General features: G+C 60.5%; 16 protein-coding genes. 3 read left to right on the forward strand and 13 right to left on the reverse strand.

All coding sequences use genetic code 11. The features are described 5' to 3' along the window. Positions 1 to 23: 23 nt before the first annotated feature. The 9 genes from iscX to trmJ form a co-directional block, all read right to left on the reverse strand. Positions 24 to 224 (reverse strand): Fe-S cluster assembly protein IscX, encoded by a 201-nt coding sequence (iscX, locus tag IT763_RS17680; RefSeq protein ID WP_006327336.1) that lies wholly within the window; start codon positions 222 to 224, stop codon positions 24 to 26. Positions 225 to 256: 32 nt separating this feature from the next. Beyond that, a complete protein-coding gene (gene fdx / locus IT763_RS17685; protein ID WP_004941417.1) occupies positions 257 to 592 on the reverse strand; it encodes an ISC system 2Fe-2S type ferredoxin in 336 nt (111 codons plus the stop codon). 2 nt (positions 593 to 594) lie between these two features. Further along, complete coding sequence (gene hscA, locus IT763_RS17690; protein WP_116404013.1) at positions 595 to 2445, reverse strand: Fe-S protein assembly chaperone HscA; 1851 nt, start codon at positions 2443 to 2445, stop codon at positions 595 to 597. 32 nt (positions 2446 to 2477) lie between these two features. Next, positions 2478 to 2999 (reverse strand): co-chaperone HscB, encoded by a 522-nt coding sequence (gene hscB, locus IT763_RS17695; protein WP_043138098.1) that lies wholly within the window; start codon positions 2997 to 2999, stop codon positions 2478 to 2480. Between the two features lie 62 nt (positions 3000 to 3061). Next, positions 3062 to 3385, reverse strand: coding sequence for an iron-sulfur cluster assembly protein IscA (gene iscA, locus IT763_RS17700; protein ID WP_004941410.1), 324 nt, complete (start codon positions 3383 to 3385; stop codon positions 3062 to 3064). A gap of 54 nt (positions 3386 to 3439) precedes the next feature. Then, positions 3440 to 3826: a Fe-S cluster assembly scaffold IscU gene (gene iscU, locus IT763_RS17705; protein WP_004941408.1), complete on the reverse strand. Its 387-nt coding sequence runs from the start codon at positions 3824 to 3826 to the stop codon at positions 3440 to 3442. A gap of 24 nt (positions 3827 to 3850) precedes the next feature. Next, complete coding sequence (gene iscS / locus IT763_RS17710) at positions 3851 to 5065, reverse strand: cysteine desulfurase (RefSeq protein WP_016929764.1); 1215 nt, start codon at positions 5063 to 5065, stop codon at positions 3851 to 3853. Between the two features lie 54 nt (positions 5066 to 5119). Next, on the reverse strand, positions 5120 to 5614 hold the full coding sequence (iscR, locus tag IT763_RS17715) for a Fe-S cluster assembly transcriptional regulator IscR (RefSeq protein WP_004941404.1): 495 nt from the start codon (positions 5612 to 5614) through the stop codon (positions 5120 to 5122). Positions 5615 to 5807: 193 nt separating this feature from the next. Further along, complete coding sequence (trmJ, locus tag IT763_RS17720) at positions 5808 to 6542, reverse strand: tRNA (cytosine(32)/uridine(32)-2'-O)-methyltransferase TrmJ (protein WP_015378781.1); 735 nt, start codon at positions 6540 to 6542, stop codon at positions 5808 to 5810. 119 nt (positions 6543 to 6661) lie between these two features. Between trmJ and suhB the strand changes: the two genes are divergently transcribed. Then, complete coding sequence (gene suhB / locus IT763_RS17725) at positions 6662 to 7465, forward strand: inositol-1-monophosphatase (RefSeq protein WP_004941400.1); 804 nt, start codon at positions 6662 to 6664, stop codon at positions 7463 to 7465. A 56-nt stretch (positions 7466 to 7521) separates the two neighbouring features. Here the strand turns inward: suhB and IT763_RS17730 are convergent, their stop codons facing one another. Both IT763_RS17730 and IT763_RS17735 read right to left on the reverse strand, forming a co-directional pair. Further along, entirely contained in the window at positions 7522 to 8544 is a 1023-nt protein-coding gene (locus IT763_RS17730) for a nickel/cobalt transporter (protein ID WP_206194892.1), read from the reverse strand. Continuing rightward, positions 8535 to 9170, reverse strand: a complete 636-nt coding sequence (locus IT763_RS17735) for a DUF1007 family protein (protein ID WP_028127507.1) — start codon at positions 9168 to 9170, stop codon at positions 8535 to 8537. The genes IT763_RS17730 and IT763_RS17735 overlap by 10 nt, the downstream gene beginning before the upstream one ends. A 182-nt stretch (positions 9171 to 9352) precedes the next feature. Here IT763_RS17735 and csiE point away from each other — a divergent pair, with 182 nt between their 5' ends. Beyond that, a complete protein-coding gene (gene csiE / locus IT763_RS17740; RefSeq protein WP_164053209.1) occupies positions 9353 to 10618 on the forward strand; it encodes a stationary phase inducible protein CsiE in 1266 nt (421 codons plus the stop codon). On the opposite strand, the gene IT763_RS17745 is transcribed toward csiE, so the two are convergent. Both IT763_RS17745 and glyA read right to left on the reverse strand, forming a co-directional pair. Further along, positions 10619 to 11764, reverse strand: coding sequence for a 3-phenylpropionate MFS transporter (locus IT763_RS17745; RefSeq protein WP_016929769.1), 1146 nt, complete (start codon positions 11762 to 11764; stop codon positions 10619 to 10621). A gap of 156 nt (positions 11765 to 11920) precedes the next feature. Next, complete coding sequence (gene glyA, locus IT763_RS17750; RefSeq protein ID WP_004941389.1) at positions 11921 to 13174, reverse strand: serine hydroxymethyltransferase; 1254 nt, start codon at positions 13172 to 13174, stop codon at positions 11921 to 11923. 357 nt (positions 13175 to 13531) lie between these two features. Here glyA and hmpA point away from each other — a divergent pair, with 357 nt between their 5' ends. Beyond that, positions 13532 to 14722, forward strand: coding sequence for an NO-inducible flavohemoprotein (hmpA, locus tag IT763_RS17755; protein WP_164053207.1), 1191 nt, complete (start codon positions 13532 to 13534; stop codon positions 14720 to 14722). Positions 14723 to 14735 lie beyond the last annotated feature (13 nt).

Below are 14735 nucleotides of genomic sequence, written 5' to 3' on the forward strand. Positions count from 1 at the left end.
CCCATGGCAGCCCGTTACGCTATTTACTCCGCTTCATCTAACCAGACCAGCAGGATCGCTTCCAGTATTTTTTCGTTGGAAGCCTGCGGATCGTCATCGAACTCTTCCAGATCGCAGATCCACTGATGCATGTCGGTAAAACGCACGGTTTTCGGATCGGTGTCCGGGTATTGGTCGTACAGGGCTTCGCCGATTTCACGGCTGTCGGTCCACTTCAGTCCCATTATGATCTCCTGGTTGGCGCCGCGGCTAACAATTAATGCTCACGCGCGTGGTTGACGGTGTAGCGCGGCATTTCGACCACCAGATCTTCGTCGGCGACCAGCGCCTGGCAGCTCAGACGGCTTTCCGGCTCCAGCCCCCACGCTTTGTCCAGCATGTCGTCTTCCAGCTCGCTGCTCTCTTCCAGCGAATCGAAGCCTTCACGCACGATGCAGTGGCAGGTGGTGCAGGCGCAGGATTTCTCGCAGGCGTGCTCGATTTCAATGCCGTTGCGCAGCGCAACGTTGAGGATCGACTCCCCTTTTTCGGCTTCCAGAACCGCCCCTTCCGGGCACAGATCTTGATGGGGCAGGAAAACAATTTTAGGCATGGTTAAACCTCATCCACAGAATGGCCAGCCAGCGCGCGGCGAATGGAAGCGTCCATGCGGCGCGCGGCAAAATCTTGCGTTTGTGCATCTAATGTTTTGATGGCGTCTTCGATAGCGGCGGGGTCTTCACCCTGCGCCGCCTGCTGCAGCGCCTGAGTCGCGGCGGCGATCGCCTGGCTTTCCGCCTCGCTCAGCAGCGCGGCGTCGGTGGCCAGCGCGCCCTGCAGGCTTTCCAGCACCCGCGCGGCTTCCACGCGTTGCTCCGCCAGCTTGCGCGCGCCCACGTCGCTTTGCGCGTTGGCCATCGAATCCTTGATCATGCCGGCGATTTCGCTGTCCGACAGACCGTACGACGGCTTGACCTGGATCGAGGCTTCCACGCCGGTGGATTTCTCCATCGCGGTGACGCTCAACAGGCCGTCGGCATCCACCTGGAAGGTGACGCGAATATGCGCGCCCCCGGCAGGCAGCGGCGGCAGGCCGCGCAGCGTGAAGCGCGCCAGCGAACGGCAATCCTGCACCAGCTCGCGCTCGCCCTGCAGCACGTGGATCATCATTGCGCTCTGGCCGTCTTTAAAGGTGGTGAACTCCTGCGCGCGCGCCACCGGAATGGTGGTGTTGCGCGGGATCACTTTCTCCACCAAGCCGCCCATGGTTTCGAGGCCCAGCGACAGCGGGATCACGTCCAGCAGCAGCATGTCGCTGTCCGGCTTGTTGCCCACCAGAATGTCGGCCTGGATCGCGGCGCCGATGGCGACCACTTTATCCGGATCGATCGACGTCAGCGGCGTGCGGCCGAAGAAGGCGCCCACTTGCTCACGCACCAACGGCACGCGAGTGGAACCGCCGACCATCACCGCTTCCAGCACCTCGTCGGCGGCGACGCCGGCGTCTTTCAGCGCGCGGCGGCAAGCCATCAGCGTACGTTTCACCAGCGGGGCGATCAGCGCTTCAAACTGGGCGCGGGTCACTTCGCCCTGCCAACCGGCCACCTCAACGCGCACGCTGTCGGCATCGCTTAATGCGATTTTGGCGGCGATGGCGGCATCCAGCAATTGGCGCTGCACGCCGTGATCGCTGCGATCGGCCACGCCGGCCTGCTCACGCAGCCAGTCGGCCAACAGATGATCGAAGTCGTCGCCGCCCAGCGCGGAATCGCCGCCGGTGGCCAGCACTTCGAACACGCCGCGGCTGAGGCGCAGAATGGAGATATCAAAGGTGCCGCCGCCCAGATCGTAAACCGCGATCACCCCTTCCTGGCCGGAATCCAGCCCGTAGGCGATCGCCGCAGCGGTCGGTTCGTTCAGTAGGCGCAGGACATGCAGGCCGGCCAGACGCGCCGCGTCTTTGGTGCCCTGGCGCTGCGCGTCGTCGAAGTAAGCGGGAACGGTGATCACGACGCCATCCAGCTCGCCTTCCAGCGCCGCTTGCGCGCGCGCGGACAGAGCCCGCAGGATGTCGGCGGAGACGCCGACCGGATTAACCGGGCCGGCGGCGGTGACGATCAGCGGCAGGCCGTTGTCGCTGGCCTGAAATTGATACGGCAGGTTCGGGTAACGTTGCTGCACGTCCGCCAACGAACGGCCCATCATGCGTTTGATGGAGCTGACGGTATTGGCCGGATCCTGCGCCGCCTGTTGGCGCGCATCCCAGCCGACGCGCTGCGCGTCCGCCTGATAATGCACCACCGAAGGCAGCAAATGGCGCCCCTGATCGTCGGCCAGCGTTTCCGCTTGCCCGCTGCGCACCGTGGCGACCAGCGAGTTGGTGGTGCCTAAGTCGATGCCGGCGGCCAGACGTCGCTGGTGCGGCGCGGCGCTGAGGCCAGGCTCACTAATTTGTAATAAGGCCATGTTGAAGCTTCCACAATCAGAATCAGAAGGTGTTACTCAAAACCCAGCAGTTTTTCTTCGAGTTGTTCAACCTGTTGCTGGAGTTTGTCCAAAAAGCGCAGCTTGCGCACGGTGTCGGCGGCATCCGCCCACTGTTCACTGTCCAACTGCTGCAGCATCAGCGCGCTGCGCTGCTTGATGGAGGTGGCCAGCCGCGCGCCGAAATCGGCCAGCAGGCTTTCCGCTTCCGGCTTGCGCTCAATGGCGTCGAGCTCTTCGCGCAGCTCCAGCTGTTCCATCAGGAACGCGGTGTCGCGCATCGTATGCTGTTCGTTGCCCAGATCGAAGCCGTGCAAAGATAGCATATACTCCGCGCGTTTTAACGGGTGCTTCAGCGCCTGGTAGGCTTCGTTGATGGTCGCCGCCTGCTGCAACGCCATCAGGCGTTCGCGCTCCGGCTGGTTGGCAAAACGATCGGGGTGAAATTGGCGCTGCAGATCCTGGAAGCGGGACGCAAGCAGGCTGCCGTCCACGGTGTAGCGAACTGGCAGCCCGAATAAAGTAAAGTAATCCATAGCGTGCTCTGGGCGTTAGCGGATGAAGTTCCCCCGCCGAAACGGGGGAGCACGATGGACTGTCAGACGTTGAAACTCTCGCCGCAGCCGCACTCGCTTGAGACGTTCGGGTTGTTGAACTTGAAGCCTTCGTTCAGGCCTTCCTTAACGAAATCAAGCTCGGTGCCGTCAAGGTAGACCAGGCTCTTGCCGTCGATGATCACCTTGATGCCTTTGTCTTCAAATACGATGTCGTCATCGTTGGCTTCGTCAACAAATTCCAGCACGTACGCCATCCCGGAACAGCCGGAAGTTCGCACTCCCAGACGCAGACCGAGACCCTTGCCGCGGTTCGTCAAAAACGCCTGAACACGCTGCGCAGCGCTGTCGCTCATGGTAATAGACATCACAACCTCACACTTCACATCAAAGCCCGGCGCGGCCGGGCCGACTCAGACAAATTACTTGGCGCTATGCTTGCTCTTATAGTCGGCAATCGCTGCTTTGATGGCGTCTTCAGCCAGGATCGAGCAGTGAATTTTGACCGGCGGCAATTCCAGCTCTTCGGCGATCTGGGTGTTTTTGATCGCTTCAGCCTGATCGAGCGACTTGCCTTTCATCCATTCGGTCACCAGCGAGCTGGAGGCGATGGCGGAACCGCAGCCGTAAGTTTTAAAGCGCGCGTCTTCGATGATGCCTTCATCGTTAACCTTGATTTGCAGCTTCATGACGTCGCCACAAGCCGGCGCCCCTACCATGCCGCTGCCGACGGTAGGATCTTCGTTGTCGAAAGAACCCACGTTGCGCGGGTTTTCATAATGATCGATTACTTTTTCGCTGTAAGCCATGACCTTGCTCCTGAAACCTGAGAATTAATGATGCGCCCATTCGATGCTGTTGATGTCCACGCCCTGCTTGAACATCTCCCACAGCGGGGACAGATCGCGCAGACGGCCGATGGATTTACGCACCAGTTGAATGGTGTAGTCGATCTCTTCTTCCGTGGTGAAACGCCCCAGGGAGAAACGGATCGAGCTGTGCGCCAATTCATCGCTCATGCCCAGCGCGCGCAGCACGTAGGACGGCTCGAGGCTGGCGGAGGTACAGGCTGAACCGGAAGAAACGGCCAGGTCTTTCAGCGCCATGATCAGCGACTCGCCTTCAACGTAGTTGAAGCTGACGTTCAGGATGTTCGGTGCGCCGTGCTCCAGATCGCCGTTCAGATACACTTCTTCCATATCTTTCACGCCGTTCCACAGACGGTCACGCAGGGTGCGCAGACGCGCCATCTCTTCGGTCATCTCTTCTTTGGCGATGCGATAAGCTTCGCCCATGCCGACGATCTGGTGGACAGGCAGGGTGCCGGAACGCATGCCGCGCTCGTGACCGCCGCCGTGTACCTGCGCTTCGATGCGGATGCGCGGCTTGCGACGCACGTACAGCGCGCCGATGCCTTTCGGGCCATAGATTTTGTGGCCGGAGAACGACATCAGGTCGACTTTCAGCTTGCTCAGATCGATAGGCAGTTTGCCCACGCTCTGGGTGGCGTCAACGTGGTAGATGATACCGCGCGCACGGCACATTTCGCCGATCGCTTCGATGTCCTGCACCACGCCGATTTCGTTGTTGACGTGCATGATGGAGACCAGGATGGTGTCATCGCGCAGCGCCGCTTCGAGATCCTGCAGGCTGATGATACCGTTGCTCTGCGGCGCCAGGTAGGTGACTTCAAACCCTTCGCGCTCCAGCTGACGGCAGGTGTCGAGCACGGCTTTGTGTTCGGTTTTGCTGGTGATGATGTGCTTGCCTTTTTTCTGGTAGAAATTGGCAGCGCCTTTGATCGCCAGGTTGTCGGATTCGGTCGCCCCGGAGGTGAAGACGATTTCGCGCGGGTCGGCGCCCACCAGTTCGGCGATTTGGTTACGGGCGATGTCTACCGCCTCTTCCGCCTGCCAACCGAAACGGTGGGAACGGGAAGCCGGGTTGCCGAAAGTGCCGTCCAGGGTCAAAAACTGCATCATCTTCTCAGCAACGCGCGGGTCAACCGGCGTCGTTGCTGAGTAATCCAGATAAATCGGTAATTTCATTGCTCTTGTGCTCCGTACATCACTTCCAAAAACTAAAATAATTTCGCCAGCTGCTTATGCGCGCAGATTAACGTTGATAGTTTCTTGCGGACGGCCGTTGGCCGTGCGGCGCGTATCGTTGTTTTGACGATCCGCCACCACCAGCACTTCCTGGTTGTTGACCAGTTCTGCCAGCGTAATGTTGTTCAGGAACCCGCTGATGCGCTCGCTCAGATCGCGCCACAGGGCGTGGGTCAAGCAGCGATCGCCGCCCTGACAGCCTTCTTTGCCCTGGCAACGGGTTGCATCTACCGATTCATCGACGGCAGTGATGACAGCGCCAACGGCGATCTCACCCGCGTCTTTACCCAGCAGATAACCACCGCCCGGGCCACGCACGCTGGCCACCAGGCCATTCTTGCGCAGACGGGAGAATAATTGTTCCAGATAAGAGAGCGAAATACCCTGGCGTTCGGAAATGTCCGCCAGTGGCACCGGCCCTTCCTGGGAATGCAGCGCTACGTCGAGCATAGCGGTTACGGCATAACGGCCTTTGGATGTCAGTCTCATAGCTCAATGGTTACCTGTTGGTCAAATATGGCCGAAAGTCTGACATTCCTGAGTAAAACAGTCAACTATTTAACCCAGTAATTAACTCAAGTATTAGCACGTTTTGAACTTAGCAAGAACAAAGGTATATAAAATACATGTTATAACCTTTGGATAACTAATACTATTGTCACCCACCGTTATGCCCCATCAATTAATTACCTTGATGTTTATCCTGTTTCTCGATCGACGTCAGCATGCCGCGCAGGATATTCAGCTCCTGCCCTTCCGGGCGCGCGCGGGTGAACAGCCGACGCAGGCGGTTCATCACCTGGCCCGGATGCGACGGGCGAATGAAACCGGTGCGCTGCAGCGTCTGCTCCAGATGCTGATAGAAACGCTCGAGGTCGTCCACCAGCGGATACGGCGTCTCTTCCAACTGCGGCGCGCCCGCCTGTTGGCGATCGAGGTAAGCCACGCGCACTTCGTACGCCAGGATCTGCACCGCCATCGCCAGGTTCAGCGAGCTGTAGTCCGGGTTGGCCGGAATGGCGACGTGGTAGTGGCACTTTTGCAATTCATCATTGGTCAGCCCGACGCGTTCGCGGCCGAACACCAGCGCCACCGGCGCATGCTCGCCCTCGTGCACCGCGCGCACGCCGCATTCGCGCGGCTCCAGCATCGGCCACGGCAAGGTGCGAGAACGTGCGCTGGTGCCCACCACCAGGCTGCAGCCGGCGATGGCGTCATCGAGGGTATCGACGATAGTGGCGTTGCCGATCACGTCGCTGGCGCCGGCGGCCAGGGCGATGGCCTGAGAATCGGGTTTGATCAGCGGATTAACCAGATAAAGGTTGGTTAAACCCATGGTTTTCATGGCTCTGGCGGTCGAGCCCATGTTGCCGGTATGTGAAGTCTCTACCAGAACAATGCGGATATTGTGCAGCATACAAACTCTGAGCGTGGCGGAAAATCGCAGCATCTTAACACAGCCGTAGGCAATTTGCCGAACAGCTGCTATACTTCGCGCCGTTTCCTGTTCTTTAACATCCTAGTTGGAAGATACCCATGCATCCGATGCTGACTATCGCCGTGCGCGCTGCGCGCAAGGCCGGTAACCTGATTGCCAAAAACTACGAAACCCCGGACGCTGTAGAAGCGAGCCAGAAAGGGACCAATGACTTCGTCACCAACGTCGATCGCGATGCAGAGCATCTGATCATCGACGTCATCCGCAAGTCTTATCCGCAACACAGTATCGTGAGCGAAGAACGCGGTGAGCTGATCGGCGAAGATCGCGATGTGCAATGGGTGATCGATCCACTGGATGGCACTGCAAACTTCATCAAACGTTTCCCTCATTTCTCCGTTTCCATCGCCGTACGCATCAAAGGCCGTACCGAAGTGGCCGTGGTTTACGATCCGATGCGCAACGAACTGTTCACCGCCACGCGCGGCCAGGGCGCACAGCTCAACGGTTACCGTCTGCGCGGCACCAACGCCAAAGATCTGGATGGCACCATCCTGGCGACCGGCTTCCCGTTTAAAGTCAAACAGCACGCCACGCCTTACATCAATATCGTCGGCAAGCTGTTCACCCAGTGCGCGGACTTCCGCCGCACCGGTTCCGCTGCGCTGGATCTGGCCTATGTCGCCGCCGGCCGCGTGGACGGTTTCTTCGAAATCGGCCTGAAGCCGTGGGACTTCGCCGCAGGCGAACTGCTGGTGCGTGAAGCCGGCGGCCTGGTCACCGACTTCGTCGGCGGCCACAATCACTTCAGCTCCGGCAACGTGGTCGCAGGCAACCCGCGCGTGGTGAAAGCCATGCTGGCCACCATGCGTGAAGAACTGAGCGAAGCGCTGAAGCGTTAATCGCCAGAAGCGAATCGAAAAAAAGCGCTGCCGATGCAGCGCTTTTTTTATGCCCGTTAGCGGGAGAAGGGGCGGATGCCGCCGCCGAATTCCGGCTGCGCGCTGACGTAGAGCAACAGCCCGGCGGCCAACAGGATCAGACCGCCGGCCAGCGCCAGCGCCCCCCAGGCCACCGCGCTCCAGGCGGCGGGCGGGCGCGAACGACTGAGGCGCACCGCCAGCCGGCGGCTGTAATGCACCAGCAGCGCCAGCATGGAGATGGTCAACGAGGTGCCGAACGCCATCGCCAGCGCGGAGATCACTCCCCAGCCGAACACGCCGATCACCTTGGAAAACAGCAACACCAAAATCGCTCCCGAACAGGGACGCATGCCCATCGCCAGCACGATGGCGGCCTGAGTGCGCCAATCGCTTCCCGCCTGCAGCTCGCTGTCGCTCGGCAGATGCCGGTGGCCGCAGCCGCAATTGGCGCTGTGCACATGATCCGCCGCCAGCGGCGTCAGGCTGTTGATGCGCAGCGCCGGCGCCGGGCGCATCGCCTTGATCGCCGCAAACAGGCGTTTCAGCGCGCGCCAACTCAGCAGCACGCCAAGCAGCATCACCAGGATAAAGCTGCCCTTCTCCAGCCAGAAACTGCTTTGATGCAGCTGGCGCGAAGAGAGCTGTAACACCACCAGCATCAACGTGACCAGCGCGATCGCCACCCCGCCCTGCACCAGCGAAGCGGCGAAGGTCAGCTTCAGGCTGCTTTTCAGCCGCGCCGGATGGGTGGCCAGATAGGTGGCGATCACCACTTTGCCGTGGCCGGGGCCGAGCGCATGCAAGACGCCATAGCCGAGGCTGAACAGCATCAGCGCCAGCCCGGCCTGCTGCGGCGCGGCCTTCACCTGCTGCAATAGCCCCGCCATCTGCTGGTGCAGCGCTTTTTGCCATACCACGCTCTGCATCAGCAGCTGCGGCCAATAGTACCACGCCAGCAGCGCGGCGGCCGCCAGCGCCAGCGTAAACGGCAGCAGCGGCCACAGGCCGAAGGCCCAGTGGCGCCGGCTCGTCGTCGGTTGCGAGAGATTCAGCGACATTGCAGCGTCACCCGCTGGGCGAACTGCTGCCCCAGCGCCAGGTCTTCACCGGGCGAGTCGTTCTTGTCGAGCGACAGCGCATAGGCCTGCAGCGACGCATTCGGCTGCGGCGTCATCAGCTTGTAGCTGCACTGCTGCGCCATCTCCGGCGGCAAATGCAGCGCATTTTGATCTTTATAGGTCATATCCACGAAATAAGTCGGATCGTAAGTAGAAAGTTCGAACGGCTTGCCCGCCAGCGGCTGCGGTTCGGCCAACGGCAGCACGAACTCCAGCACCGCCTGGTTGCCCTGGCGCGACAGGTGATATTCGCTGGGCAAGTTCAGGTATTTCACCGGCTTGCCGTCGCGGTAAAGATCGGTGAAATAGTGCTGCCCCAGCACATTGGCCATCACTTCCGCCGCCAGCTTTTTCCATACTTCCGAATCGCTCTTGGCGTTTTTCGCATCGTAGAGCAGATCCGCCGAGGTGATTTCATCCATCACCCACACCATTTTCAGGCCGACCAGCCGCTGGTCCTTGGCGACAAAGGTGGTGTTCATGTCGATAAAGCTGTGTGGATGCGCGATCGCACCCGCGCTGAACACGGCGCCGAAAGCAGCCAAAAGACGACGTAACTTCATCATTATCCTGTCTTACCTGCATTTGTTATAACGTAACACAAATAACTGCCGAACGGCCCGCCTCTCCCGGCGATATTTGTGACGAAAGTTGTAAGCCGAAGTAAAAGCCGCGCTGTCATCCTGACGTTGCAAAGCCTTTTGCTATGCTTAGGCATAATCGCAACCTTTTATGCCGGAAGGTGATAATGAGCCTGGACACCTCTCCCGTGCCCGCGCTCTCCGGACAACAACGGCGCTGCCATCTGCTGCTGATGCTGTACACGCCGGAGCCCGAGTTACAGCTGGAGACCCTAAGCCGAATCAACGGCGTCGCCCCCCCGATAACCCGGCAAGATATAGCCGAGGTAGCCAGTGAAATCCAGCGTTTCCATCACCTGGAGATCGCCGTCGATCCCGACCATGGCTACCAACTGCGGGGCAGCGCGCTTGACCAACGCCTGTGCCTGATCCATTGGCTGCGGCGGGCGCTGCGCTGCAGCCCGCTGTTTGTCGAAAGCGACTTCGCCCCGCGCCTGCGGCTGGCGCTGGCGGCCGATGCCGTCCCGACGTCTGCGCTGGCGGAGGCGATCGACGCCTGCGGGCCGCTGCTTAACCGCCACTTCGACGCGCGCGACCGCCAATTTCTGCAGCATTACCTGCTCTACTGCGCCTGGCAAAATCGCCTGCAGCAGCATCCGCGTTTCGACGCCGTTCAACGCGACTGGCTGCGGCAAAAGCCGGAGCAGCAAGCCGCCGCCTGGCTGCATCAGGCCTGCAACCGGCTGTTTAACCAGCCGCCGCAGGCAGACGAGCGCGATTTTTTGGCGCTGACCTTCACCCTGTTGAAAAATCACAGCTACCACAGCAATGACTCGGCGCAAGAGCAGCGGTTGATGACGGCGATCGACAGCATGGTCGAGCGTTTCCAGCAGCTTTCCGACATGGCCTTCAGCAACAAGGCGGAGCTGGTCAGCCAGCTGTTCGCCCACCTGGCGCCGGCGCTGGAGCGCTGCCGTTTCGCCATCGGCATCGACAATATGCTGCTGGAAGACGTGGTGCGCAAATACCCGCGGCTGATGCGCACCACGCAGGAAGCGCTGAAACCGCTGGAACAGGAGTACGGCGTGCATTTTTCCAGCGAGGAGGCGGGCCTGGTGGCCATCAGCTTCGGCGCCTGGCTGATGCAGGACAACGCGCTGCAGGAAAAACAGGTGCTGTTGCTGACGCTGGACAACCCGCAGCTGGAAGAGGAGGTGGAATATCAGATCCGCGAGCTCACGCTGCTGCCGCTGAACATCAAATATCTGCCGCTGAGCGACTATCTGTGCGGCGGAGCGCCGCAGGGCGTCACGCTGGTGATCACCCCCTACGCGGCGGTGCACAACGAGCCGCACCCGCCGCTGATCTATACCGAACTGCCGCTGGAAAACCGCCAGCGCCAGGCCATCCGCGCGCTGCTGGAAGCCCCTTAATCACCGGCTGACGCTGACCGCCGGCGGCCGGATGAACAAGGCCGGCACCGCGACCGCCGCCATCACCCAGAACACCCCGCCCTGCCAATGTTCGAACAGGAACCCGGCAATGACCGTCATGACGGCGATGCCGCCGCCCATCGCCAGCGCCGAATACACCGCCTGCAGTTGGATCACCTCTTGCCCCTGGCGCGCGGCGATAAAGCGCATCGCCGCCAGATGGCAGACGGTGAAGGTGCCGCAGTGCAGGATTTGGATCAGCAGCAGCCAACCCAGCTCGGTGCTGTAGGCCATCAGGCTCCAGCGCAACACGCCGCAACAGGCGGAAAGCAGCAGCAGGTTGCGCGCATTCCAGCGGCGGAACAGCACGTTGCTGCTGGCGAAAATAATCACTTCCGCCACCACGCCCAGCGACCACAGATAACCGATGGTCGAGGCCGAATAGCCCGCCTCCTGCCAGTAAATGGAGCCGAAGCTGTAGTAGCCGGCGTGCGCGCCCTGCAGCAGCGTGACGCACAGCAGGAAGCGCCACACCGGCCCCTCTTTCAGCAGCGCCCACAGTGAACGCTCGGCCCCGCCGTGCGTGCGCGCTTCGCCCTGCGGCATCACGCTCGGCTTCAGCAGCATGCCCAGCAGCATCGCCAGCACGCTGAGGATCAGGCTGTAGAGAATGGCGTTATGGCCCCACACCGCCACCAGTTGCCCGGTCAGCGCCGAGCCGATGACGAACGCCAGCGAGCCCCACAGCCGCACCCGGCCGTAGTCCATACGGATCTGCTTTTGCCAGGTGGCGGCCAGCGCGTCGGTCAGCGGCACCAGCGGCGAGAAGAACAGGTTGAACCCCGCTATCACCAGCATCAGCCAGCCCCAACCGTTGCCGAAACAGAAGCCAACCGCGAAAGCCAGGGTCAGCAGCGCCAGCAGGCGCAGGGCGGCGACCAGATGAGAGGGATCTTTAACGCGGGGAGCAATCAGTAAACTGCCGAGGAAGCGGGCCACCAAACCGGCGCCGAGCAATATGCCGATGGTTTCGGGCGCGATGCCCTCGCCTTTCAGCCACACGCCCCAGAACGGTAAGAAAATGCCGTAGGAAAAAAAGTAGGTGAAATAACTGAGCGCGAGCCAACGCGTGGATTGCAGAACCATGATCCCTCCGGTGTGAGGGCAATACTTTGACAGAGCTCACACCGGCCCGCAATCCTCATTCCACTTCAATGCGTTAGAGTGCCAGGCAGCTCACAGTTTGCCGCAAGCGGCCATAAAAAAACCCGCCGCAGCGGGTTTTGTCAGGCGAAAGCGGGATTAGGCGTAAACCGGCAGGCGGGCGCAGATATCCAGCACTTTCTTCTTGGTGCGTTCGATGGTGGCTTCATCGTTGATGTTGTCCAGCACATCACAGATCCAACCGGCCAGTTCGCGCACGTCGGCTTCTTTGAAGCCGCGACGGGTGACGGCCGGGGTGCCGATACGCACGCCGGAGGTAACGAACGGGCTCTTCGGATCGTTCGGCACGCTGTTTTTGTTGACGGTGATGTTGGCGCGGCCCAGGGCGGCGTCAGCTTCTTTACCGGTCAGGTTTTTGTCGACCAGATCCAGCAGGAACAGGTGGTTATGGGTGCCGCCGGAGACCACTTTGTAGCCGCGCTGCAGGAACACTTCCACCATCGCCTTGGCGTTGACCGCCACTTGCTGCTGGTAAACCTTGAACTCAGGCTCCATCGCTTCTTTCAGCGCCACCGCCTTGCCGGCGATCACGTGCATCAGCGGGCCGCCCTGGCCGCCAGGGAACACGGCGGAGTTCAGCTTCTTGTACAGCTCTTCGTCGCCGCCCTTCGCCAGGATCAGGCCGCCGCGCGGGCCCGCCAGGGTTTTGTGGGTGGTGGTGGTGACGATGTGCGCGTGCGGCACCGGGTTCGGGTACACGCCGGCGGCGATCAGGCCGGCCACGTGCGCCATGTCGACGAACAGGTAAGCGCCGATGCTGTCGGCGATTTCGCGCATTTTGGCCCAGTCAACCACGCCAGAGTAGGCGGAGAAGCCGCCGATGATCATTTTCGGCTTGTGGGTTTGCGCCTGTTTGGCCAGATCGTCATAGTCGATTTGACCTTTGTCGTCGATGCCGTAAGGCACCACGTTATACAGTTTGCCGGACAGGTTAACCGGGGAACCGTGGGTCAGGTGGCCGCCGTGCGCCAGGTTCATGCCCAGAATGGTGTCGCCCGGCTGCAGCAGCGCGGTGTAAACGGCGAAGTTAGCCTGGGAGCCGGAGTGCGGCTGCACGTTGGCGTAATCGGCGCCGAACAACTCTTTGGCGCGGTCGATAGCCAACTGCTCAACGATATCCACGTATTCGCAGCCGCCGTAGTAACGCTTGCCCGGATAGCCTTCAGCGTATTTGTTGGTCAGCTGGGAACCCTGAGCCTGCATTACGCGCGGGCTGGTGTAGTTCTCAGACGCGATCAGCTCGATGTGCTCTTCCTGACGCACCACTTCCTGCTCCATGGCACGCCACAGTTCCGCATCGTAATCGGCAATGTTCATTTCACGCTTTAACATCCGGCATCTCCTGACTTAAATCAGCTAACTAAAAAATCACCAAATAACTACCCGTTTGGGTTCTGGGTCACAGTGTAAACCGTTTCGCCCTACCGAAGATAGGTCTTGACAGAGGTTTTTACGCAAACGATTGGCTTAAGGCGGCGCAAGGCTTTGATCCGCGAAACGCTCCCGTTTATCAACGGACATTTCCTCATGCGAACAATGCGCTTTTTTCATGTTCTGTGAGCGCGATCGACGCCCGAAGAACACCGCAACGAAAACAAGGGTATTTACAAGCGGCTTGGAACCCAATAAGATGCATTTAAAATACATCATTACAATTGTCGTCAAGATCCCAACCCAAGGAGCGCTCCCATGCTGGATAGCCAAACCATCGCCACCGTGAAATCCACCATCCCCCTGCTGGCAGCAACCGGGCCGAAGCTGACCGCCCACTTTTACGATCGCATGTTCGCCCACAACCCGGAATTGAAAGACATTTTCAATATGAGCAATCAGCGCAACGGCGATCAGCGTCAGGCGCTGTTCGACGCCATCTGCGCCTATGCCGCCAACATCGAGAACCTGGCGGCGCTGCTGCCGGCGGTGGAGCGCATCGCGCAGAAGCACACCAGCTTCAATATCCAGCCGGAGCAGTACCAAATCGTCGGCGGGCACCTGCTGGCGACGCTGGACGAAATGTTCAGCCCGGGTCAGGAAGTGTTGGACGCCTGGGGCAAAGCCTACGGCGTACTGGCCAACGTGTTTATTCAGCGTGAAGAGCAGATTTATCAGCAGAGCGAAACCGACAACGGCGGCTGGCGCGATCTGCGCGCGTTCCGCATCCTGAAGAAACAGCCGCAGAGCGGCGTGATCTGCAGCTTCGTGCTGGCGCCGGTGGACGGCGGCCGGGTGGCGGACTTCAAACCGGGGCAATACCTGGCGGTCTACATCAAGCACGACAGCCTGGAGCATCAGGAAATTCGCCAGTACTCGCTGACCACCTCGCCAAACGGCGAGTTCTACCGCATCGCGGTGAAGCGTGAAGATCAGGGTAAAGTGTCCAACTACCTGCACCGGCAGGCGCAGGAAGGCGACGTGATCTATATCGCCCCGCCGCACGGCGACTTCTTCCTCGACGTGGCGCCGACCACGCCGGTGGCGCTGATCTCCGCCGGCGTTGGCCAAACCCCAATGCTCGGCATGCTCAACACCCTGCACGACAGCCAACATCAGGCGCAGGTCCACTGGCTGCACGCGGCGGAAAACGGCAGCGTGCACGCCTTTGCCGATGAAGTGGCGGATATTGCCGGGCGCATGCCGAATCTGAGTCGCCATGTGTGGTACCGCGAGCCGGGTGCCGATGACGTGGAAGGCCGCGACTACCACAGCCGCGGATTGATGGATTTGAGCGCGCTGCAAGGCAGCCTGGCCGATCCGCAGATGCACTATTACTTCTGCGGCCCGGTGGCCTTCATGCAGTTCGTGGGCAAACAGCTGCTGGAGATGGGGGTAGAGGCCGAGCGCATCCACTACGAATGCTTCGGCCCGCATAAAGTGCTGTAATGCGTGCGGAGCG

The organism is Serratia sp. CMO1 (assembly GCF_015689115.1).
Lineage (GTDB): Bacteria > Pseudomonadota > Gammaproteobacteria > Enterobacterales > Enterobacteriaceae > Serratia > Serratia marcescens.

Bases quoted from the DNA above. Each gene is read 5' to 3' on its own strand.
- csiE (WP_164053209.1), top strand. From the start codon at position 9,353: ATGAGCCTGGACACCTCTCCCGTGCCCGCGCTCTCCGGACAACAACGG.
- iscS (WP_016929764.1), bottom strand. From the start codon at position 5,065: ATGAAATTACCGATTTATCTGGATTACTCAGCAACGACGCCGGTTGAC.
- hscB (WP_043138098.1), bottom strand. From the start codon at position 2,999: ATGGATTACTTTACTTTATTCGGGCTGCCAGTTCGCTACACCGTGGAC.
- IT763_RS17745 (WP_016929769.1), bottom strand. From the start codon at position 11,764: ATGGTTCTGCAATCCACGCGTTGGCTCGCGCTCAGTTATTTCACCTAC.
- trmJ (WP_015378781.1), bottom strand. From the start codon at position 6,542: ATGCTGCACAATATCCGCATTGTTCTGGTAGAGACTTCACATACCGGC.
- iscA (WP_004941410.1), bottom strand. From the start codon at position 3,385: ATGTCTATTACCATGAGCGACAGCGCTGCGCAGCGTGTTCAGGCGTTT.
- IT763_RS17730 (WP_206194892.1), bottom strand. From the start codon at position 8,544: ATGTCGCTGAATCTCTCGCAACCGACGACGAGCCGGCGCCACTGGGCC.
- iscU (WP_004941408.1), bottom strand. From the start codon at position 3,826: ATGGCTTACAGCGAAAAAGTAATCGATCATTATGAAAACCCGCGCAAC.
- iscR (WP_004941404.1), bottom strand. From the start codon at position 5,614: ATGAGACTGACATCCAAAGGCCGTTATGCCGTAACCGCTATGCTCGAC.
- suhB (WP_004941400.1), top strand. From the start codon at position 6,662: ATGCATCCGATGCTGACTATCGCCGTGCGCGCTGCGCGCAAGGCCGGT.
- hscA (WP_116404013.1), bottom strand. From the start codon at position 2,445: ATGGCCTTATTACAAATTAGTGAGCCTGGCCTCAGCGCCGCGCCGCAC.
- hmpA (WP_164053207.1), top strand. From the start codon at position 13,532: ATGCTGGATAGCCAAACCATCGCCACCGTGAAATCCACCATCCCCCTG.
- fdx (WP_004941417.1), bottom strand. From the start codon at position 592: ATGCCTAAAATTGTTTTCCTGCCCCATCAAGATCTGTGCCCGGAAGGG.
- IT763_RS17735 (WP_028127507.1), bottom strand. From the start codon at position 9,170: ATGATGAAGTTACGTCGTCTTTTGGCTGCTTTCGGCGCCGTGTTCAGC.
- glyA (WP_004941389.1), bottom strand. From the start codon at position 13,174: ATGTTAAAGCGTGAAATGAACATTGCCGATTACGATGCGGAACTGTGG.
- iscX (WP_006327336.1), bottom strand. From the start codon at position 224: ATGGGACTGAAGTGGACCGACAGCCGTGAAATCGGCGAAGCCCTGTAC.